This is a genomic window from Micromonospora sp. NRRL B-16802 (assembly GCF_001279555.1).
GTDB lineage: Bacteria > Actinomycetota > Actinomycetes > Mycobacteriales > Micromonosporaceae > Micromonospora > Micromonospora profundi.
In genome coordinates this window covers 18905-37685 of record NZ_LGEB01000071.1, presented here as the reverse complement: position 1 = coordinate 37685, position 18781 = coordinate 18905, and the positions used below count along the sequence as shown (strand labels likewise).

Annotated in this window: 21 protein-coding genes; 9 read left to right on the top strand and 12 right to left on the bottom strand. The window is 71.4% G+C overall.

From position 1 onward, the window contains the following. Positions 1 to 376 precede the first annotated feature (376 nt). From ADK66_RS20285 to ADK66_RS20275, 3 genes are all read right to left on the bottom strand, one after another. On the bottom strand, positions 377 to 1552 hold the full coding sequence (locus tag ADK66_RS20285) for a cysteine desulfurase family protein (RefSeq protein ID WP_053657655.1): 1176 nt from the start codon (positions 1550 to 1552) through the stop codon (positions 377 to 379). 131 nt (positions 1553 to 1683) lie between these two features. Then, positions 1684 to 2337: a class F sortase gene (locus tag ADK66_RS20280; protein ID WP_053657653.1), complete on the bottom strand. Its 654-nt coding sequence runs from the start codon at positions 2335 to 2337 to the stop codon at positions 1684 to 1686. After that, the gene (locus ADK66_RS20275) at positions 2334 to 3164 is read right to left on the bottom strand and encodes a DUF4397 domain-containing protein (RefSeq protein ID WP_053657651.1); all 831 of its coding nucleotides are present in this window, start codon (positions 3162 to 3164) and stop codon (positions 2334 to 2336) included. The genes ADK66_RS20280 and ADK66_RS20275 overlap by 4 nt, the downstream gene beginning before the upstream one ends. 231 nt (positions 3165 to 3395) lie before the next feature. Here ADK66_RS20275 and ADK66_RS20270 point away from each other — a divergent pair, with 231 nt between their 5' ends. Further along, positions 3396 to 3998: an RNA polymerase sigma factor gene (locus ADK66_RS20270; RefSeq protein WP_053657649.1), complete on the top strand. Its 603-nt coding sequence runs from the start codon at positions 3396 to 3398 to the stop codon at positions 3996 to 3998. Further along, a complete protein-coding gene (locus ADK66_RS20265) occupies positions 3952 to 4869 on the top strand; it encodes an anti-sigma factor (RefSeq protein ID WP_053657647.1) in 918 nt (305 codons plus the stop codon). The genes ADK66_RS20270 and ADK66_RS20265 overlap by 47 nt, the downstream gene beginning before the upstream one ends. A gap of 177 nt (positions 4870 to 5046) precedes the next feature. Here the strand turns inward: ADK66_RS20265 and ADK66_RS20260 are convergent, their stop codons facing one another. From ADK66_RS20260 to ADK66_RS20245, 4 genes are all read right to left on the bottom strand, one after another. Next, positions 5047 to 6006: an electron transfer flavoprotein subunit alpha/FixB family protein gene (locus tag ADK66_RS20260; RefSeq protein WP_053657645.1), complete on the bottom strand. Its 960-nt coding sequence runs from the start codon at positions 6004 to 6006 to the stop codon at positions 5047 to 5049. A 14-nt stretch (positions 6007 to 6020) separates the two neighbouring features. Next, positions 6021 to 6800 carry an electron transfer flavoprotein subunit beta/FixA family protein gene (locus ADK66_RS20255; protein ID WP_053657643.1) on the bottom strand — a complete coding sequence of 260 codons (780 nt, stop codon included), beginning with the start codon at positions 6798 to 6800 and terminating at the stop codon, positions 6021 to 6023. Positions 6801 to 6986: 186 nt separating this feature from the next. Continuing rightward, positions 6987 to 7400, bottom strand: coding sequence for a hypothetical protein (locus ADK66_RS20250; RefSeq protein WP_053657641.1), 414 nt, complete (start codon positions 7398 to 7400; stop codon positions 6987 to 6989). After that, positions 7397 to 8194, bottom strand: a complete 798-nt coding sequence (locus tag ADK66_RS20245; RefSeq protein ID WP_053657639.1) for a GNAT family N-acetyltransferase — start codon at positions 8192 to 8194, stop codon at positions 7397 to 7399. The genes ADK66_RS20250 and ADK66_RS20245 overlap by 4 nt, the downstream gene beginning before the upstream one ends. An 80-nt stretch (positions 8195 to 8274) precedes the next feature. Here ADK66_RS20245 and ADK66_RS20240 point away from each other — a divergent pair, with 80 nt between their 5' ends. From ADK66_RS20240 to ADK66_RS20230, 3 genes are read left to right on the top strand one after another with little or no spacing between them, the layout of a single operon-like run. Further along, the gene (locus ADK66_RS20240; RefSeq protein ID WP_209274489.1) at positions 8275 to 8628 is read left to right on the top strand and encodes a YidH family protein; all 354 of its coding nucleotides are present in this window, start codon (positions 8275 to 8277) and stop codon (positions 8626 to 8628) included. Then, positions 8625 to 8930 (top strand): DUF202 domain-containing protein, encoded by a 306-nt coding sequence (locus ADK66_RS20235; protein ID WP_053657635.1) that lies wholly within the window; start codon positions 8625 to 8627, stop codon positions 8928 to 8930. The genes ADK66_RS20240 and ADK66_RS20235 overlap by 4 nt, the downstream gene beginning before the upstream one ends. 27 nt (positions 8931 to 8957) lie before the next feature. Then, positions 8958 to 9377, top strand: coding sequence for a PLD nuclease N-terminal domain-containing protein (locus ADK66_RS20230; protein WP_053657632.1), 420 nt, complete (start codon positions 8958 to 8960; stop codon positions 9375 to 9377). Between the two features lie 46 nt (positions 9378 to 9423). On the opposite strand, the gene ADK66_RS20225 is transcribed toward ADK66_RS20230, so the two are convergent. Continuing rightward, positions 9424 to 11046, bottom strand: coding sequence for an acetolactate synthase (locus ADK66_RS20225; protein WP_053657630.1), 1623 nt, complete (start codon positions 11044 to 11046; stop codon positions 9424 to 9426). Between the two features lie 112 nt (positions 11047 to 11158). Then, complete coding sequence (locus ADK66_RS20220; protein WP_053657628.1) at positions 11159 to 11932, bottom strand: enoyl-CoA hydratase/isomerase family protein; 774 nt, start codon at positions 11930 to 11932, stop codon at positions 11159 to 11161. Positions 11933 to 12030: 98 nt separating this feature from the next. On the opposite strand from ADK66_RS20220, the gene ADK66_RS20215 reads away from it, so the two are divergent. Beyond that, positions 12031 to 12510 carry a DUF6232 family protein gene (locus ADK66_RS20215; RefSeq protein ID WP_053657626.1) on the top strand — a complete coding sequence of 160 codons (480 nt, stop codon included), beginning with the start codon at positions 12031 to 12033 and terminating at the stop codon, positions 12508 to 12510. A gap of 23 nt (positions 12511 to 12533) precedes the next feature. Here the strand turns inward: ADK66_RS20215 and ADK66_RS20210 are convergent, their stop codons facing one another. Next, positions 12534 to 14180, bottom strand: coding sequence for an Ig-like domain-containing protein (locus tag ADK66_RS20210; RefSeq protein WP_157552703.1), 1647 nt, complete (start codon positions 14178 to 14180; stop codon positions 12534 to 12536). A 132-nt stretch (positions 14181 to 14312) separates the two neighbouring features. Here ADK66_RS20210 and ADK66_RS20205 point away from each other — a divergent pair, with 132 nt between their 5' ends. Then, the gene (locus tag ADK66_RS20205; RefSeq protein ID WP_053657668.1) at positions 14313 to 14795 is read left to right on the top strand and encodes a DUF6232 family protein; all 483 of its coding nucleotides are present in this window, start codon (positions 14313 to 14315) and stop codon (positions 14793 to 14795) included. Positions 14796 to 14807: 12 nt separating this feature from the next. Here the strand turns inward: ADK66_RS20205 and ADK66_RS20200 are convergent, their stop codons facing one another. Further along, positions 14808 to 16376 (bottom strand): dienelactone hydrolase family protein, encoded by a 1569-nt coding sequence (locus ADK66_RS20200; protein ID WP_053657622.1) that lies wholly within the window; start codon positions 16374 to 16376, stop codon positions 14808 to 14810. A gap of 81 nt (positions 16377 to 16457) precedes the next feature. On the opposite strand from ADK66_RS20200, the gene ADK66_RS20195 reads away from it, so the two are divergent. After that, entirely contained in the window at positions 16458 to 17186 is a 729-nt protein-coding gene (locus ADK66_RS20195) for a hypothetical protein (RefSeq protein WP_053657620.1), read from the top strand. Between the two features lie 24 nt (positions 17187 to 17210). Here ADK66_RS20195 and ADK66_RS20190 read toward each other — a convergent pair whose 3' ends face one another. Further along, positions 17211 to 17669: a rhodanese-like domain-containing protein gene (locus ADK66_RS20190; RefSeq protein WP_053657618.1), complete on the bottom strand. Its 459-nt coding sequence runs from the start codon at positions 17667 to 17669 to the stop codon at positions 17211 to 17213. A 71-nt stretch (positions 17670 to 17740) separates the two neighbouring features. On the opposite strand from ADK66_RS20190, the gene ftrA reads away from it, so the two are divergent. After that, positions 17741 to 18775, top strand: coding sequence for a transcriptional regulator FtrA (ftrA, locus tag ADK66_RS20185; RefSeq protein WP_053657616.1), 1035 nt, complete (start codon positions 17741 to 17743; stop codon positions 18773 to 18775). The last annotated feature ends 6 nt before the right edge of the window (positions 18776 to 18781 follow it).

Below are 18781 nucleotides of genomic sequence, written 5' to 3'. Positions count from 1 at the left end.
CCCCGCAACCGCTCCCCTTCTCTTCCCTTCCCTTCCCTTCCCTCCCCTTCCCTTCCCTTCCCTCCCCTTCCCTTCCCTTCCGACAAGCCTCGACGGCCCACACCTCGCCCCACTCAAGCTCTAGGGCCCACGCCACCCGGCCCAGGACCCGTGCCCACCCACTCCTCCGTCGATCATGGAGTTGTGGTGCCCGGAAAGAGCCGAAAAGTGAGCTACATCCCCCACCACAACTCCATGATCGACGCGACCCCACCGGGCGACTCGCCCTCGCCCGCGCGATCTTGCACTCCTGCCTGGACAAAGAGGTCTCAAGGGGCAAATCCGCGACTGAAAGTGCAAGATCGCGCGAGAAGGAGGGGACGGAGGGGTGGGGCTGTTAGCGGGGGGTGCGGGGGGAGGCTGCTCGGCGCGCTCGGTCGACGGCTGCCGGGAGGGCTGCGACGAGGGCGTCCACGTCGGCCTGGGTGCTGGTGTGACCGAGCGTGAAGCGCAGCGAGGAGCGGGCACGGTCGTCGTCGGCGCCCATCGCCAGGAGTACGTGCGAGGGCTGGGCCACCCCGGCCGAGCAGGCCGAGCCTGTCGAGCAGGCGATGCCCTGGGCGTCGAGCAGGAGCAGCAGGGCGTCGCCTTCACAGCCCGGGAAGGAGAAGTGCGCGTTGCCGGGCAGCCGGTCGGTCGGGTCGCCGTTGTAGATCGCCTCGGGCACCGCGCGGCGGACCCGCTCGATCAGGTTGTCGCGGAGGGCGGCGACGCGGGCGGCGTACTCCTGTTGGCCCTTCACCGCCGTCTCCACGGCGACCGCGAAGGCGACGATGCCGGCCGTGTCCAGTGTGCCGGACCGGACGTCGCGTTCCTGCCCACCGCCGTGCAGCAGCGGGGTGGCCGCCACGTCCCGGGCGAGCAGCAGTGCGCCCACCCCGGTCGGCCCGCCCAGCTTGTGCCCGGTCACGGTCAGTGCGGCGGCCCCGCTGGCGGCGAAGTCGACTGGCACCTGGCCGACGGCCTGGATGGCGTCGGTGTGGAACGGTACGCCGTGTTCGGCAGCGACGGCGGCCAGCTCGGCGACCGGCTGCACGGTGCCGACCTCGTTGTTCGCCCACATGGCCGTGACCAGGGCCACCCGATCGGCGTACGTGGTCAACTCGGCACGGAGGTCCTCCGGGTCGAGGCGGCCGACGGAGTCCACAGGCAGCCAGCCGACCTCGGCGCCCTCATGCTCGGCGAGCCAGTCGACCGAGTCCAGCACGGCGTGATGCTCGATGGCGCTGGACACGACCCGCAGGCAGTCGGGGCGGGCACCCCGGCGGGCCCAGAAGATGCCCTTGACGGCGAGGTTGTCGCTTTCGGTGCCGCCACCCGTGAAGATCACTTCGGATGGCCTGGCGCCCAGCACCGCTGCCACCCGCTCGCGTGACTCCTCGACGCGGCGACGGGCATGCCGACCGGCCGCGTGCAGTGACGACGCGTTGCCGACCTCGCGGGCGGTAGCGACGTACGCCTCCAGCGCTTCGTCGAGCATCGGAGTGGTCGCCGCGTGATCCAGGTAAGCCATCACCGCTCAGCCTACGGCCGACAGGGTGGCAGCCGGATGCCGGAGGGGACCCGGAGCGATGCCAGCCCTGCGAGCAGCGCGGCCGGGGCGGGAGGATGCTCCCGCCCCGGCACCGCGCCGGTCGTACGCGATCAGGCCGGCACCGCCGTGACGACGATGTTGTCGCGGTATTTCCGGGCCTTGGCGTCGAACGGCCCGCCGCAGGTGATGAGAGTCAGTCGGGCTTCGCCGTCGCGGGCGAAGTACCGGTCCAGCGGGATCTTGGTCTTGGCGTACTCCTCCCGGGCGACGACCCGGTACTTCCGTTCCTTGCCGTCGCGGCCGGTAGCGGTGAGCGTGTCGCCCTTGTCCAGCTCGCGCAGCCGGAAGAACGCACCCTTGCCCTGCTTGGCGCTGTCCACGTGACCGGCGATGACCACCGAACCGGCGTCCGCCTCCAGGCCGGGACCATAGCGGTACCAGCCGATCTGGTCGACGCTTGGCGGTACCTCGAACTCGTTTGTCCGTTCGTTGATGCCGACCGCGTTGACGGTGGCGGTGACGTCGATCTCGGGAATCACGAGCCGCACCGGCGGGATGACCTTCGCGCCGGTGGGCAGGTCACCGGTGGCCACCGGGACGTCCCCGGTGACCGGCGGGGTCGCGGTGGCGGTGGCCAGCGCGTTCGCCTCCTCCGCGCCGACGTTTTCGGCCGGCTGGGAGCCGCAGGCCACCAGGGTGGCGACGGTGAGCGCGGCAACGCCGGCGGCCATGGCCGCCAGCGCGCCGCGGTTGCGCACCGTCACTGGCGACCGGTCCGCGCGGTAGCGACCCGCACCCCGCCGCCGAGCAGCAGCAGTACGCCGACGCCGGTGAGCACGTACCACCAGGTGTCCACGCCCGTACCGGCCTGGCCACCGTCACCGCTCGGCACGCCACCCGGGGCGGAGTGCAGGCCGGTGATGGTCTGGGCCACCACGTCGAGGGTCTTGCCCTCGGCGGAGCCGATCGCGTAGACGATCGTCGCGGTGCCCTCCTTGAGGTTGAGGTCCGCCGGGCCGATGGCCACGGTGTCGGTGCCGGCCAGCACGACGTCCGCCTTCACGGTGCCGGCGTCGACGTCGGCCTTCGCCTCGTTCGGGTTGGTCAGGCCCTCGAAGACCGGGGTGCCGCCGGCGCGTACGTCCACCTCCGGGGCGGCGGCGGTGTGCCGCACGATGAGGCGGGCCTTGCCGGCGCCGACCTTCGAGACGTCGTTCACGAACGGGGTGATCTTCGGCGTGCCGGCGGCGTCGAGGTGCGCGGCGATGCTGATGTTCGCTCCGCCCGGCACCGCGGCGTCGTCGACCTTGAGGATCGCCTTGTCGAGCGCCTCACCCGGCTTGGTGAGGGCGATGTCGTAGTCGCCCTCCTCCAGGTTCAGCGGGCCGGCCACGTCACCGGGCTTGAAGTTGTCAAGCGTCTTCTTGCCGTTGACGTAGACGTCGACCGGGGTGTCCGGGATGCCGTGCACGACGGAGACCTTCGACGTGGCGGCGAACGCGGGGGTGGCGGTGAACGCGCCGACACCGGCGAACGCCAGCGCGGCGACCGCGCCGCCCGCGGCGACCCGACGGATGTACGAGAGCTGCATGTGTCTGCCTCCTGGTGATAACTGCTGATTCGTCAGGCCTGGCTTGCAGAACGGGTTACGCCGGCTGCGCGACGGCTGGATGCGCTCTGGACGCGATTTCTTTTTCGACGGCTTTCGCATCCGGATCGGGCCTGCGGAGCGAAGAGCAGGTGACATGACATCGACCGGGGAAGTGGGGCGAAGGCTGTGGCAGCTACAGTCGGGTATGCCCCATCGAAGGCGAGCTGCCCGATGACGGCGCCACCACAGAATCCGGATCCCCCGGTGGACGACGTAGCCCTCCGGTTCCGCGAAGGTGACGAGGCGGCGCTCCGCGAGGCGTACGACCGCTATGGCCGTGCCGTGCTTCACCTGGCGACGTCCATGCTGGCCAACCGTGCCGACGCCGAGGACGTGACCCAGGCGACGTTCGTCGCCGCCTGGTTGGGAAGGGACACCTTCGACCCGTCCAAGGGTTCGTTGATCGGCTGGCTGCTCGGCATCGGCCGACGCAAGGTGATCGACCGGATGCGGGCGTCGGCCCGCGAGACCCGTGTGGTGGAGACGGTCCGGAAGCTGCCCGAGCCGGCGCAGACCGGCCCCGACCCGGATCGGGTGGTGGACCGGCTGGTGATCGCCGACGAGCTGGCCCGACTGCCCGACGACCAGCGACGCATGCTGGAGTTGGCCTTCTACGACGACCTGACACACCAGCAGATAGCGGCGGTGACAGGGGTGCCGTTGGGCACCGTGAAGAGTCACATTCGACGCGGTATGGCGAGCTTGAAACGCAGATGGGAGGTGGACGGTGCAGCACCTGGACCACGACCGGCTGGTCTATCTGGCGCTCGGTGAGAGCGAGGCGGCCAACGGGGAGAGCACCCACCTCGACACCTGTGAGCACTGCCGGGCCGAGCTGACTGCCCTTCAGCAGGTGGCCGGGCTCGGTGCGGAGACGCAGGGCCTGGCTGACCTGCCCGACCCGCCCGAGCACATCTGGCAGGGCATCGCCGCGGAGATCAGCGCTGCGCAGGCACTGCCGTCGCTTACCGGAGCCCCCCGCCAGCAGACCGTCGACCAGCCGCTCAGCGGCACGAGCGCGGAGCGGCAGGTCAGCGGCCCGACTCCGGAGCGACCGATCAACAAGCCGACCGAGCGGTCGGTCAGCGAGCCGACAGCCGAGCGGTCGGTCAGCGGCACGACGGCCGGTCCTGAGGTGCCGGGTGCCGGCAGCCACTGGTCGGAAGGTCGGTCGAGCGGCAGGTCACGGGCCCGTCGACGCGGCTGGTCGCGCTGGGCGGCCACCGCGGTGACAGCAGCCGCCGCTGCGGCGGTCGGGGTGGTGGGCACGGTGTCCGTGCTGCGGCCGGACGATCCGCCGCCGGATCCGACACCGGCGGTGGTGGCACAGGCGCCTCTGGCGGCGTACGGGTCGACGCCTCCCACGGCCACCGGCGACGCCCGTGTTCTCGACGGCGGCCAACTACATCTGCATGTGGCGAATCTCCCGAGCGTGCCGGGGTACTACGAGGTCTGGCTCATCAACCCGACGACGATGCAGATGTTTTCGGTCGGCACGCTGGGTGGGGGTTCGGACGCGCTGCTCCCGCTGCCACCCAACGTCGACCTGAGTGCCTACTCGGTGGTGGACGTCTCCGCCGAGCAGTACGACAACAAGCCCGCCCACTCCGGCGACAGTCTGCTGAGGGGCACCTTGACGGGCTGATCGGCGGGCCGGCTCAGCTCCCCGGCCCGCCGATCAGCTCCCCATCACGACACTGGCCGCCGATCCGCTCCCCGCCACGCCCGAGCCGCCACAACCGGCCGGTCGATCAACGCCCCACCACGACATCGGCCGCCGCCCGGATCACCGGGCGACGGCCGAATCGACGTACGCGCAGCGTCACTTGCGCTTGCGGATCTCCTCAGCGGCCTGCGGGACGATCTTGAACAGGTCGCCCACCACGCCGAAGTCGGCCAGCTCGAAGATCGGCGCCTCGCCGTCCTTGTTGACCGCGACGATGGTCTTGGAGGTCTGCATGCCGGCCCGGTGCTGGATGGCACCGGAGATGCCGAGCGCGACGTAGAGCTGCGGGGAGACCGTCTTGCCGGTCTGGCCCACCTGGAACTGGTGCGGGTAGAAGCCGGAGTCGACGGCCGCGCGGGACGCGCCCACGGCACCGCCGAGCAGGTCGGCCAGTTCCTCGACCAGCTTGAAGTTGTCGGCGTTGCCGACACCGCGACCACCGGAGACGACCACGCCGGCCTCGGTCAGCTCGGGGCGGGAGCCCTTCTGCTCGGCGACCCGCTCGACGACCTTCGCCAGCTTGTCGGTGTCGGTGACCGACACGGTGAGCTGTTCGATCGCCGGGGTGGCCGCCGCCGGGCTCGGGGTGACCGAGTTGGGCCGGACGGTGACCAGGGGCAGGCCCTTGGTGACCTTGGACTTGACGATGGCGGAGCCGGCGAAGGCGACCTGGGTGGCGGTGCCGTCCGCATCGAGGCCGACCACGTCGGTCAGGATGCCGTTGTCGAGCTTGACGGCGAGCCGGGCGGCGATCTCCTTGCCCTCCTGGGCCGACGCAAGCAGCACGGCGGCCGGCTGCACACGCTGGACCAGTTCGGCCAGCACTGTGGCCTTGGGCGCCACCAGGTAGCCGTCGATCTCGTCACCCTCGGCGGCGTAGATCTTCTCCGCGCCGTACTCGCCCAGCTTGGCGCTCAGCGCCTCCGCTGCGCCAGCGCCACCGAGCACTACAGCGCTCGGGGTGCCCAGCTCACGGGCGAGGGTGAGCATCTCCAGGGTGACCTTCTTGACGCCGAATTCCTTCGTGGCTTCGACGACGACGAGAACCTCAGACATGTCCAGACCCGCTCTCACACGAACTTTTCGGTGGCGAGGAACTCGACCAGCTTGACGCCGCCCTCGCCCTCATCGGTGATCTTGGCACCGCCGGAGCGCGGCGGACGCTTGCTGTGCTCCACGACGGCGCTGGTGGCACCGTCGAAGCCCACCTCGGTGGGCGCGACGCCGAGGTCGGCCAGCGAGAGCGTCTGCACCGGCTTCTTCTTGGCGGCCATGATGCCCTTGAACGACGGGTAGCGCGGCTCGTTGATGGTGTCCCAGACGGAGACCACGGCCGGCGTGGAGGCGGTGACGACCTCGTAGCCCTCCTCGGTCTGCCGCTCGACGGTCAGGGTGGAGCCGTCGACGGTGAGCTTGCGCGCGCCGGTGAGCGCCGCGACGCCGAGCCGCTCGGCGATCATGTGCGGCATGACCTGGACGCGACCGTCGGTGGACTCGGCGCCGCAGATCACCAGGTCGGCGTTCAGCTGGCCGAGGGCGGTGGCGAGGACCTTCGAGGTGGCCACCGCGCAGGAACCGTGCAGGGCGTCATCCACCACGTGAACGGCCTTGTCCGGGCCCATGGACAGGGCCTTGCGGATCGACTCGGTCGCCCGGTCCGGACCCATGGTCAGGATCGTGACTTCGCCACCGTGCGCTTCCTTGATCTTCAGCGCCTCCTCGATGGCGTACTCGTCCATCTCGTTGATCACGTTGTTCGCCGAACCGCGGTCGACGGTGTTGTCGTCATTGCGCAGGTTGCGGTCCGCGCCCGAATCAGGCACCTGCTTGACGAGTACGACGATATTCATCGCGCTTCGACGACCCTCCTGTGTGGTGGTGCGATTTGGCTCGCCCGGTCTGGGCCGCAGCCTCGCGCGTCGGTTGACGCCAGGTCAACCTCGGGCTGCTGTGCAGTTGCCCACGACGCAATGTTACCTGTCAGTAGGTTGCGACCGCCGGGCACTCAGGGTGACACAGCTCACCCACGGCCGCCCTCAGGCCGGCTCGGTCAACGCACCCCGGATCTGGTCGATGACCGCGGCCTCCGCCGAGGTCACACCGTCGTGCGCCCGGGCCACCCGGTCCGCCGCGGTCAACACCACCGACCGGTACGCCTCGACGTCCGCCGGCGACTTCTCCCGCAGGATCCGTACCGCCCTGCCCAGCGCGGGCAGCACCACCGACTCGATCTCCAGTTGGGAGGTGCGGGGAAGTTGGGGCAGCGGGCCGGTGGTCAGCGCGTCCTTGACCAGACCGCTGGCGTCGGCCAGTGCCCCGGACGCGGCGAAGCTCTCCCGGAACAGCGCCACCACGCCCGGGTCGGCGTTGGAGACCAGGACGACAGCGCCGAAGGCGCCCGTCTTGAGGGTCAGCCGCTCCTCGACCGTCAACCGCTGCTCCATGATCACGGAGTGTAGACGTACGGGGTGGTGGTCGTGACCGGGACCAGACCGAGCCGCTGGAGAATGGGCCGGCTGTCCTCGGAGGCGTCCACCTGCAACAGCGTCCGACCCCGCTGGTCGGCCAGCCGTGCCCGGTAGGTGACAAGCGCCCGGTAGATGCCCTTACGACGCCACTGCGGCAGCGTGGAGCCACCCCAGAGCGTGCCGAAGCCGGTGTTCGCAGGGAAGCGCACCCAGCCGGCACTCACCACGGTCTCGCCCGCCTCGGCCACCACCACGGTGATCGAGTGCGGGTCGGCGTCGATCTCCTTGGCCAGCCCCGTCACCAGGTGCGAGCGGTCCTCCTGCCACACCTCCTCCTCCATGGCGACGATCCGCTCCAGGTCCGCCCGGGACGTCACCTCACGCAGGCGTACCCCCTCGGGGGCGACAGGCAGTGCGGCGGCCAGCGGCGCGACCGGCCCGATCACGACGGTCTCCCGCTCCTGCGCGACGAACCCGGCGGCGCGCAGGCGGTCCGCCAGGTCGGCCGGCTCGTCGTGCTCGTTGAGCTTCCACTCCACCGACTGGCCGCGCTCCCGGAACAGCTCCACCTGACGGGCGATCAACTCGTCAAGCGCCTCGTCGGTCAGGCCGCCGAGGTCCCGGTAGGTGAGGAACCCGCCAGCGTCGAGCCCGATGACTCGGACCAGCGGGCCGTCCCGCTCGACGGTCACGCCGGCCGGAATCGGGTCGGGGATCTCCGGGCGGAGTTGGTTGTCATAGGCGGTACGCAGGGTCAGCACGTCGATATCGGTCACCGGCCCAGGCTAAGGCGGATGGGAAGCGGATAATTGACGGCGTGTGGCAGGCCATCAGACGTTGGTTCGACCCGGCGGATATGCGCGCCGTCGGCGAGACACCGGACTACCGGTTCTCCCTGGCCAACGAGCGGACGTTCCTGGCCTGGCTGCGCACCAGCCTGGCGCTTGTCGGCGGCGGGCTGGCCGCGGCGCAGTTCCTGCCGCCGCTGGCCGTCGACCACCTGCGGGAAACCATCGCGGTCACGCTGCTGCTGCTCGGCGCCGCCGTCGCGGTCCGCGCTGTCGACCACTGGGCGCGAACTGAGCGGGCCATCCGGCTCGGCGAGGAGCTGCCCGCCTCCCGCTTCCCCGCCATCCTCGCCCTCTCCGTCGGCGCTGGCGCGGTGCTGCTGGTGATCGCGGTGCTGAGCCGGGCGGTCGGGGAGCAGTGAGCGGCGTACGCGACCCGGGGCTGCAACCGGAGCGGACCCGCCTGGCCTGGCGGCGCACACTACTGACGGTGACCGTGGTGACCGCTCTCACCGTCCGGCTGGGGGCCGACGACGGCCCTGTCGGTGCGCTGCTCGCCGGTGCGGCGGTGCTGCTCTGGGGTGCGGTTCTCTCGCTCTGCTGGCGGCGCAGCACCGGCACCGGCGCGGCGCCCACAGGCGGTCGCGTCCTGCCCCTGGTCGCGCTGGGCACTGTCGGATTCGCACTACTGGGAGTGACACTGACGGTTCACCGACTGGGGTGATGCGACGCGGTGCGCCATCATAGGTGCATGGCCCGGCTCTTCATACTCCTATTCCTGGCGCAGGTTGTCCTCGCCGCCTGCGCTCTGATCAGTTGTCTCTCTGCCGAGGAGGACCAGATCCGCACCCTCCCCCGGATCGTCTGGGCGCTGATCATCTTGTTCTTCCCGCTGGTCGGGTCGATCGCCTGGTTCGTCGCCGGACGGCAACGCACCCCCGGTGCCGCCACCGGCATCAGCAAGATCTGGCCGGGCGTCAGCGGCACGGCCCAGCGCCAACCGTTGGCCCCCGACGACGACCCGGAGTTCCTCCGCTCCGTGCAGGACCGCGCCAAGGAGCAGGACGAGGACCTCTTCCGCCGCTGGGAAGAGGACCTGCGCCGTCGCGAGGACGACCTGCGCCGCCGCGACGGTGACCCGCCACGCGAGGACGAGCGACCCGAGGTCTGAAGCAGCCCGCGGTCGCCCCGCTGGGGGCGACGGCGGCGGCCGCGACTCAGGCCAGGTTCGACGACCGGGGGTACGCGTCGGTCGGGTCGGTGAGCACGTTCACCAGGTACGGCACGCCGGCGTCGAACGCCCGCTGGAGCGCCGGCCCCAGATCGGCTGCCTTGGCGACCGTCTCCCCCGCGCCGCCGAGTGCGCTGACCACCGTGTCGTAGCGCAGCTCCGGCTGGAGGTCGGCGGCCACGTCGTAGCCGTACATGGCCCGCATCGGGTGCTTCTCGAGGCCCCAGATGCCGTTGTTGCCGACCACCATCACGACTGGCAGCTTCTGGCGGACAAGCGACTCCACGTCCATCAACGAGAAACCGGCAGCGCCGTCGCCCATCAGCACGCAGATCTGCCGGTCCGGGTGGCTGACCCGGGCGCCCATCGCGTAGCCCATGCCGGTGCCCAGGCACCCGTACGGGCCCGGGTCCAGCCAGGTGCCCGGCTGCGCGGGCTCCAGGTAACGGCCGGCGTACGAGACGAAGTCGCCGCCGTCGCCGATGGTGATCGCGTCGCGGGCCAGCACCCGGCGCAGCTCGCCGTAGATCCGGGCCGGGCGGATCGGGTCGGTCTCGGCTGCCATCTCGGCGGCGTCGCGGGCCTTCGCCGCGTCCTCGGCGATGCGCAGGTCGGCAATCCAGTCGGAGTGGTCGGCCCGGTCACCGGCGTGGTCGGCAAGCGCGGAGAGGATCAGGCGCAGGTCACCGGCGGGGGCGACCGCCGGCTGCACGTGCGTCGCCCGCTGGCTGGGCGCGTCGACGATGTGCACCACCTTGGCGTCTCCGAAGTCACCGAAGCTGAGCCGGAAGTCCAGCGGGGTGCCGACCACCACGACGACGTCGGCGCCGGAGAGCGCGGCCCGGCGGGCCTTGGCGAAGGCGAGGGGGTGCTCCGGCGGCAGCGATCCGCGGCCCATCCCGTTGGTGAAGACCGGCACCTGCAACGCCTCGGCGGCCTCCCGCAGCGCGGCGACCGCGTCACCGGCGTACACGTCCGAACCGGCGATGATGACCGGTCGCTGCGCGCCGGCGATGAGCGTCGCGGCCCGCCCGACCTCGTCCAGGTCCGGTTCGACCGGGTCGACGCCTGTCGGCGCTGGTACGTCCGCCTCGGAGACCGAGAAGACCGTCTCCAGCGGGAAGTCCAGGAACGCCGGGCCGCGGTGCGGGGTGAGCGCGGCGGTGAGGGCCGTGTCGATCGCGCGCGGGATGTCGTCGGTGCTGAAGACCGTCTCGGCGTGCTTGGTGACCGGGGCGACAAGCGGGAGGTGGTCCATCTCCTGGAGGCTGCCCGAGCCCCAGCGGAACGCCGGCGCCCGGCCCCCGAGCACAAGCACCGGGGAGGCGTTGAAGAAGGCGCTGGTCATGCCCGAGATGCCGTTGGTGACGCCAGGCCCGGCGGTGAGCACGGCGAGGCCCGGACGGCGCTGGAGTTTGGCCACCGCCTCGGCGGCGAACACCGCGGACTGCTCGTGCCGGACGTCGTAGATCGGGAAGTCGCTCTTGTGCGCGGCGTCGTAGAGCGGGAAGACGTGCCCACCCGACAGCGTGAACATCTCCCGTACGCCGTGCGCGCGAAGTGCCGCCAGCGCCAACTCCCCGCCGTGACCCTCGATCCGCTCCGTCATTCGCCGCTTCCCTTCGTGCCTCATGACCGAGGGCCCACGCTACTGGCCGGTAGACCGAATGTGAACCGTTCTCGATTCACCGCTCGATCGACGATCCGCGCACCCGCGCGGGTCAGCGACCCGTAAAGCCCGGCTTGCGCTTCTCGACGAACGCCGCCATGCCTTCGCGCCGGTCGTCGGTCGCGAACAGCGCCGCGAAGAGCTGGCTCTCCCACGCCAGGCCCGAGTTCAGGTCCATGTCCAGGCCGCCGTCGACAGCCAGCTTCGCCGCCCGCAGCGCCTGAACAGGCCCATCGAGGTACGGCTTGACGAGCGTTACGGCAGCGTCGTACACCTCGGCGGCCGGGACGACCCGGTCGGCAAGACCGATCCGCAGCGCCTCCTGCGCGTCCACCATCCGCCCGGACATGATCAGATCCTTGGCACGGGCCGGGCCGACAAGGCGGGCCAGCCGCTGCGTGCCGCCGGCACCGGGGATGATGCCCAGCTTGATCTCCGGCTGGCCGAGCTTGGCGTCCTCGGCCACCACGCGCCAGTCGCAGGCAAGCGCCAGCTCGCAGCCGCCGCCGAGGGCGTACCCGGTGATCGCCGCGACCACCGGCTTGGGGATGCGGGCGATCGCACCGAGCGCACTGGACAGGGCAGCCGCCCGGTCGGCCATATCCACGTAGGACATCTCGGCCATCTGCTTGATGTCCGCGCCCGCGGCGAAGACCTTCTCGCCGCCGTACACGATGACGGCGCGGACCTCGGGGTCGGCGGTGGCGTCCGTCGCGGCGGCGCGCAACTCCTCCTGCACCTGGGTGTTGAGCGCGTTCATCGGCGGCCGCTCCAGCCGGATCGTGCCGATGCCGTCCTTGGTCTCCAGCCGAACGAACTCGCCCACGCTGCCCTCACTTCCTCGTCGAAGTCGCGTGCCAACCTTACGACCCGGCTCGTTTGGGTAAGTAGTGTGGTGTCAGTCCCGCAGGTGGGAGTACAGCCATGGTCACGTATTACGACGACAAGTCGGTGCAGGTCACCTCCACCGCCGTCCGGGTCGACGGCCGCAGCTACCCCCTGGACCAGATCACCATGGTCTGGCACCGCCGGGGCAGCCGTTCCTGGCGCGTCCTCGTCGGTCGAGGTGCGATCGGCGCGGCGCTGGCCGGCCCCCTTGTGGCGGCAGTGCTCGGCATCGGCGTGGCCGTCTGGTTGCAGCGCTCCCCCACCGTGACGATCGCGATCGTCGGCGCCTCCGTGCTCGTCGGCCTCGCCGTCGGCCCGGTCGCCGACTTCCTCTTCGAACACCTCGACCGCTCCTACGCCAGGGGCAGCCGGCAACTGGAGATCTGGGTCCGCTGGCGCGGCCATCCGGTGCGGCTGTTGCAGACCGGCGACGCGCTGCGCTTCGGCCAGATCTACCGGGCGCTGCAACGGGCCGTCGAGCACAGCCAGCCCCGCCGCCCCGCCGCCCGCCGCTAGCCCTCCCGGGCAGGCGGGCTGTCCTAACGGCAGGCGGCCGTGACGACGACGGGCGCCTGTGTCAGCGCCGGCGGCCGGCAGTCGCCAGGTGTCGTCGGCCGCCAGGCAGCGGCCACGTTGTGGACCGGGTCTTCCGGCCGGTACGCGGCCCACCGGGAAAGGTCGTTGCCGCCATCGAGCCCGCTGGCGAGCAGCACGCCGGCAGAACCGGTCCGCACCGCGGCCAGCAGCAACCGCATGCCGACCGCCGGATAGCCGAGCGCGGAACACGCCAGGTCACCCTCACGCCAGCACGTCCACGCCAAGGCCGGATTCCCTATCGCCCGGTCCGGGTACGGCGCCGTGAACAGGTCGTACACCACCGCCTCGGTGCCGAGGGTCTGACCGACGCTCTGCCAGAAGTCGATGGCGTGTGTGGCGTCCGGCATCGGCTTGGCGCAGACCGCCCGCTCGTCCCGGCACGTCGCACCCGGTCCGATGTAGCGGCCGTGACTCCAGGTGAGCGCGACGATCGGCGTGATGCCGGCGGCGATCAGCCGGTGCGTGTAGGCCACCACCTCCTGCCGGTACGGTTCGCCGCCATAGCGCGGGTCGACGTACGACAGGCCGAGCCAGCAAGCCTCGTTGAGCGAGATGTACGCCGCCCGGAAGCCACGTGCGACGAGCCCGGCCACGGCGTTCGCGTCGACCGGGCCGTCCCAGATCCCAACTCCGTTCACGCATCGGGACTCGGCACCGGTACGCGCCAACGGCGCCAGCGGTCGGGGAGCCACCGCGTCGACGACAGGGGAAATGCCCCAGAGACGGTTCCCCACCACGCTTACGTACGGCGCCTGTCGCTCCTGACCTGGCGTGAGCACCCGGACGAACGGGGCGGTGGCGGCCTGCTTCGCGCCCTGGTCGTCGTACGCCCAGGCGAACAGGTTGTACCCGCCGGCCGGCACGTCACGCCACTGGGCCGTGTAGGGCGCCGTCGTATCGATGCCGAGCGGGACCGGCTCCGACGTGTTGCCGGTGCCGAAGAACTCGACCCGGGTGATCCGCCGGCCCGGCGCGGCCGTGGCGACGGCCTCCACATTGATCGTCGCCGGGGCGAAGAAGTGGTCACCGTTCTCGGGCCGCGTGATCCGCACGACCGGCCTGTTCGGATCCGGGCCGGGACTGGCCGACTGACTCGGCGCCGGGCTCGTCGTCGGATTGGGTGTGGCCGAGACCGTCGGGGCGGGCGTGGCCGAAACCGTCGGGGCGGGCGTGGACGATGGCGGCAGGGTGGTCCCGCAGGTGACGCCGTTGAGGGTGAAGGTGACCGGTCCGCTGCGCTTGACCCCGTACGTCATGACGTACTCGAAGGAGATCCGCCGGTCCGCCGGCAGGACGCTGCCGGGCAGGCTGCGCAGCGTGACCTGATCGCCGCGCTGCTCCCAGCGGACGCCGTCGACGTGTTTGACCTGCTCGCTCGGGTATCGGACCTGGAAGCGGAGCGTCCAGTCCGACAGCGACCGGCCCACGCTCACAACGGTGATGTCGCCCCGGAGCATCGACTGGTACTGGTAATTGCTCTGCATCTGCACGGCGCACCCGCCGGCGGCGGATGCCGGAGGCACCACGGCGAGGGCCGCGGAGGCGGCGGCGAGCGCGGCAATGGCCGAGTAGACGATGCGATTCCTCATCAACGATCCCCCGTGATCGAAGCTCATCACTGTCATCCTCGGTGCGGGCAGAGCCGCAAGTCAAGGACGCCTGGGTCAGCGATGTCGTGAACGATTCAGCTCCGGGTTGCCCGCCAGTGGTTAAGCTTAGTGATGACCCTCTATTACCGGGACGACGCGGTGCAGGTGACCTCCGAGTCGATCCGGGCAGGTGGTCACGTGATCGCCCTGTCGGATGTGACATTCGTCTGGCACGCGCGGGGCCCGAAGACCCTCGCGGTACGCGGCCGTGTGCTGGGGCGCGGTGTCCTGGTGCTGCTGCTGTCGCTGCCGCCGCTCGTCGCTGTGGTGTGCGTGCTCTCGCTTGCCTGGTCGGCGCAGGACCGGGGCAACTGGCAGCTGGCGTTGATCATCCTGGCCGCCTGCGCGGTGGGAGCGCTGGCGTTGACACCGTTCCTGGAGATCCCGCTCGGCTGGTTGGACCGGTCCTACGAGCGCGGCAGCCACGTGCACGAGTTGTGGGTGCAACACCACGGTCAGGAACAGTTGCTGCTGCGTACGCCGGACGCGTTGCGGTTCGGGCAGATCTACCGGGCCGTGCAACGGGCCGTCGAACAGCAGGGCGACCACCGTTGAACCGACCACCTGTCAGTTCAGCGGCAGTGTGGTGGCGATCGGCCAGCCCACGATGGCGGCACCCACCACTGCCAACAGCCAGCGCGGGGCGGCGTAGCGACGCAGCACCGCCGCCCAGATGGCGTGCCAGCCGAGGAGCAGCACGAACAACGGCACCACGAGCAGCACGAAGCCCGGTGCCACGCCGACAAGCGCCGCCATGGTCAGCACCGGCACGGTGACGCCGACGACAAGCAGGTGTCGCCAGGTCCGGCCGTCGGCGACCAGCTCGACGCCCAGCAGGTACAACAGACACGCGCCCAGCACCAGCGGGAGCAGCCACCAGCGGGCGCCCACCGGCCGCGCCGACGTCAGGCCCAGGTGGATCGGCAGCGCGACGGCGAGAACCGCGTACCCGGTCAGGGCCAACGCCGCGACGACGGCCCGGGCCCGCGCCGAAGGACCAGCCGCGACGGCGACCCGGTCCGGAGCCCTGCGACCTGCCTCGACGGCGGTCGGTGCCGGCGCCGGAGCGCTCGGGGAGGGCGGTCGCGGCAGCCAGCGATGCCCGGCGGCCACCAGGAGGCCGGTGACAAGCAGGAAGCCTGCGACGTAGCCACCGACGGCGAGTGGCAGGCGGTTGGTCCGCAACACCGCCGCGGCGACCGCACCGGCCCCGGCGGCTGACGTCGTCAGCCCGAACAGGGTCAGGCCACCGAGCGGAGCCCTCCGCCCGGGCCGCTCCGGACCGGCACCCCGTCTCGGCAGGAGTAGCGCCGCGAGCGGGACCACCCCGACGCCGAACGCCAGCACCAGCAGCGCCGCCCCGGCGAGCCGGACAAGAGGCCGTGGCGCGGCCGTCCCGTCGGTGCTGGGCAGCCAGTCGGCGATCTCCTGATGGGTACGCGGGGCGAAGAGCACCGAGATGTGCTCGACACCGGGCACCGCCACCGCTGGCCGTCGGCTCACCGCCGCGCCCCGCCCGACGGCGTCGTCGGCCGCGCGCCGGAACACTGGGAACTCCGCGCCTCCCACGATGAGCAGCAGCTCCGCCGGCCGGCCGGGTGGCAGCTCGCCGGCGCTGGGCAGCGAGATCGCCACGGTACGGGCGATCTCCGGATGGTCGACGGCGTACCGGGTGACGGCACCGGCGCCCATCGAGTGCCCCACCAGCATGATCTGGTTCGGGTCCACGTCGGACAGTGAACGCACGTGGATGACGGCGGCGTCCACGTCGGCCGCCAGCCTCGCGGAAGACATGTCGGCACCGAGTCGAGCCGGGTTGGCACCGTGACCGGCGAAGTCGAACAGCAGCGCGACGGCCCCTCGACGGGCCACGGTGTCGGCGATCGGGCGCATCAGCCGGGCAGAGCCGGCGAACCCGTGTGCGATCACCACACCCGGCCGCCGTACGCCCGGTGGCGGCGCACCGGCGCGTACCTCGGTCATTGGCACACCGCCGACGGTGACCTGCCGGACGGTGAGGCCGTCGTCGGCTCGGACCAGCACCAGCGTGCCGAGCGCGGCGGCGACCGCCGCGAGCACGGCGAGCAGAACGGTGGTCCGGGTGCTCGGCGGGCGGTGCGGCGAGGGTGCCGGCATGCCGGCACCCTACCGTCGAAGGGGCTGCCGGCGACTCCGCCGGACGAGCGCTTGTGGCGCGACCGACGCACACTTGATCCCATGGCGATTCCCCTCCCCACTCCATCTGCGGTGGTCGGACTGACCCGCTCCGCTCTCGACCAGGCGATGGGCTCGGCCGCCTCGTTCGCCGCCGTGCCCGCCCGCGCGTTCGCGGTGCTGGACGGGGTGGAGGCGCTGCTGGCCCGGATCAACGGCGTGGTGGACCGGATCGAGACGACCCTGGACCGGACCGATCAGGTGCTCACCGATGCCGAGGGCGCGGTCCGCGAGGTGGCGGTCATCAGCGCCGCCGCGACCACCGCCATCGACACGGCCACCGAGGTCGCGGCGGCCGCCGCCGTTGTCGTCCGGGAGGCCGAGCAGGTTTCCCGGGCCGCCGGCACGGTGGTCGCCGAGGCCGAGACGGTCGCCGGCACCGCAGCGGTCACTGTGGCGAGCGCTGCTCAGGCCGCGACGACGGCGGCCGAACTCCTTGCCGCGTACGAGCCGGCGTTGCGCAAGGCCGCCCCGATGACCGAGCGGTTCGTCGAGGAATTGAGCCACGAGGAGATCACCGCAGCGATCCACCTGATCGACGAGCTGCCCAAGCTCAAGGCGCACCTGACCGCCGACATCCTGCCGATCCTGGCCACCCTGGACCGGGTCGGCCCCGACCTGCACGACCTGCTGGACGTCACCCGCGACCTCAAGCTCGCCGTGGCCGGCATCCCCGGCCTGGGCATGCTGCGTCGGCGGGGCGAGAAGCTCGGCGACGACTCCGCCAGCTGAGCCGCGCCAGGTCCGAGGGCGGGCTCAGCAGTCGCAGGTGATCGTCGCGGTGGGCGCGGTCAGGTCGTCCACCGGACGTCGGGTCAGTCCCGTCTCCGTCACCACCGGCAGCCCCTCCCGCACCCAGTACTCGAACCCGCCGATCATTTCCTTGACCTGGTAGCCGAGCCGGGCGAACTCCAGCGCCGCCCTGGTCGCGCCGTTGCAGCCCGGCCCCCAGCAGTAGGTGACCACCGCCGTGCCGGCGGGGATCAACCCGGCCGCCCGGGCGGCGATCTCGGCGGTGGGTAGGTGCACGGCCCCGGGCAGGTGCCCCTGGCCCCAGGCCGCCTCCCCCCGGGAGTCGACAACCACCAGACCGGGGGTACGGGCGGACAGGTCGGCGTGGACGTCGCTGACGTCGGTCTCGACGCTGAGCCGGGCGAGGAAGTGGGCGGCGGCGGTAGCCGGGTCGGCCGCTGGGACGGCGAAGGCGAAGGTCATGCACCGATCGTGGCCGTGGTCGCCGGATCGGGGCGAGTGGCGGGAACGACAACCTGCGCTAACATCCCGCCATGCCGAGCCGCACCACTGTCAGCGAGCCGCGCCGACCGTCGACGCGCCGGCGGCCGGCAGACCGTCACCGCGTCGCGGTGCTCGCGTACCCGGGGATGTCGGTGTTCGAGACCGGCATCGTCACCGAGGTGTTCGGGCTGCCCCGGCCGGAGTTCGACGTCGACTGGTACGACCTGGTGGTCTGCGCCGAGCGGCCAGGGCCGGTGCCGGTGGTAGGTGGCGCCAGCCTGCACACCCCGTACGGCCTGGCGGAGCTGGCGGCGGCGCGGACGGTCATCGTGCCCGGCGTGCCGGACGTGACAGCGGACCCGTCACCCGGGCTGGTCGCCGCGCTGCGTCGGGCACACCGCGACGGTGCGCGGATCATGTCGATCTGCTCGGGTGCGTTCGCACTTGCCGGCGCGGGGATCCTGGACGGCCGTCGAGCCACCACCCACTGGCGGTACGCGGAACTACTGGCCCGCCGGTACCCCCGCGTCCAGGTCGACCCGGACGTGCTCTACCTCGACGACGGTGACCTGCTCACCAGTGCCGGCAGCGCTGCCGGCCTGGACCTCTGCGTCCACGTGATCAGGCGCGATCACGGTGCGGCGATCGCCAACGCGGTGGCCCGGCGGCTGGTGATTCCGCCGCACCGCGACGGCGGGCAGGCGCAGTTCGTCGAGGCGGCCGTGCCGGCCGGCACCGACGACGACCGGATCGCGGGCAGCATCGACTGGGCGCTCGCGCATCTCGCCGAGCCACTGACCGTCGCCCGGCTCGCCCAGCAGGCGCACATGTCGCCTCGCACCTACCTGCGGCACTTCGCCCAGGCCACCGGTACCAGCCCGATCCGCTGGCTGATCGACAAGCGGGTCCGCGCCAGTCTGGCGCTGCTTGAGGAGTCGGACACCCCGGTCGAGCAGGTCGCCACGGCAGTGGGGTTCGACACGGCGGTCACCTACCGCCACCACTTCGGACGGCTCATGTTGACGTCACCGACGGCGTACCGCAGGGCTTTCCGCGTCGGCGCCGTGCGCGGCGGGCTGCGGTAGCCGGAG

Excerpts from the sequence above, each read along its gene's own strand:
- ftrA (WP_053657616.1), top strand. The coding sequence starts at position 17,741 with ATGCCGAGCCGCACCACTGTCAGCGAGCCGCGCCGACCGTCGACGCGC.
- ADK66_RS20255 (WP_053657643.1), bottom strand. The coding sequence starts at position 6,800 with ATGAATATCGTCGTACTCGTCAAGCAGGTGCCTGATTCGGGCGCGGAC.
- ADK66_RS20215 (WP_053657626.1), top strand. The coding sequence starts at position 12,031 with ATGGTCACGTATTACGACGACAAGTCGGTGCAGGTCACCTCCACCGCC.
- ADK66_RS20285 (WP_053657655.1), bottom strand. The coding sequence starts at position 1,552 with ATGGCTTACCTGGATCACGCGGCGACCACTCCGATGCTCGACGAAGCG.
- ADK66_RS20195 (WP_053657620.1), top strand. The coding sequence starts at position 16,458 with ATGGCGATTCCCCTCCCCACTCCATCTGCGGTGGTCGGACTGACCCGC.
- ADK66_RS20205 (WP_053657668.1), top strand. The coding sequence starts at position 14,313 with ATGACCCTCTATTACCGGGACGACGCGGTGCAGGTGACCTCCGAGTCG.
- ADK66_RS20200 (WP_053657622.1), bottom strand. The coding sequence starts at position 16,376 with ATGCCGGCACCCTCGCCGCACCGCCCGCCGAGCACCCGGACCACCGTT.
- ADK66_RS20275 (WP_053657651.1), bottom strand. The coding sequence starts at position 3,164 with ATGCAGCTCTCGTACATCCGTCGGGTCGCCGCGGGCGGCGCGGTCGCC.
- ADK66_RS20260 (WP_053657645.1), bottom strand. The coding sequence starts at position 6,006 with ATGTCTGAGGTTCTCGTCGTCGTCGAAGCCACGAAGGAATTCGGCGTC.
- ADK66_RS20190 (WP_053657618.1), bottom strand. The coding sequence starts at position 17,669 with ATGACCTTCGCCTTCGCCGTCCCAGCGGCCGACCCGGCTACCGCCGCC.
- ADK66_RS20210 (WP_157552703.1), bottom strand. The coding sequence starts at position 14,180 with ATGAGGAATCGCATCGTCTACTCGGCCATTGCCGCGCTCGCCGCCGCC.
- ADK66_RS20270 (WP_053657649.1), top strand. The coding sequence starts at position 3,396 with ATGACGGCGCCACCACAGAATCCGGATCCCCCGGTGGACGACGTAGCC.
- ADK66_RS20225 (WP_053657630.1), bottom strand. The coding sequence starts at position 11,046 with ATGACGGAGCGGATCGAGGGTCACGGCGGGGAGTTGGCGCTGGCGGCA.
- ADK66_RS20240 (WP_209274489.1), top strand. The coding sequence starts at position 8,275 with ATGCGCGCCGTCGGCGAGACACCGGACTACCGGTTCTCCCTGGCCAAC.
- ADK66_RS20230 (WP_053657632.1), top strand. The coding sequence starts at position 8,958 with ATGGCCCGGCTCTTCATACTCCTATTCCTGGCGCAGGTTGTCCTCGCC.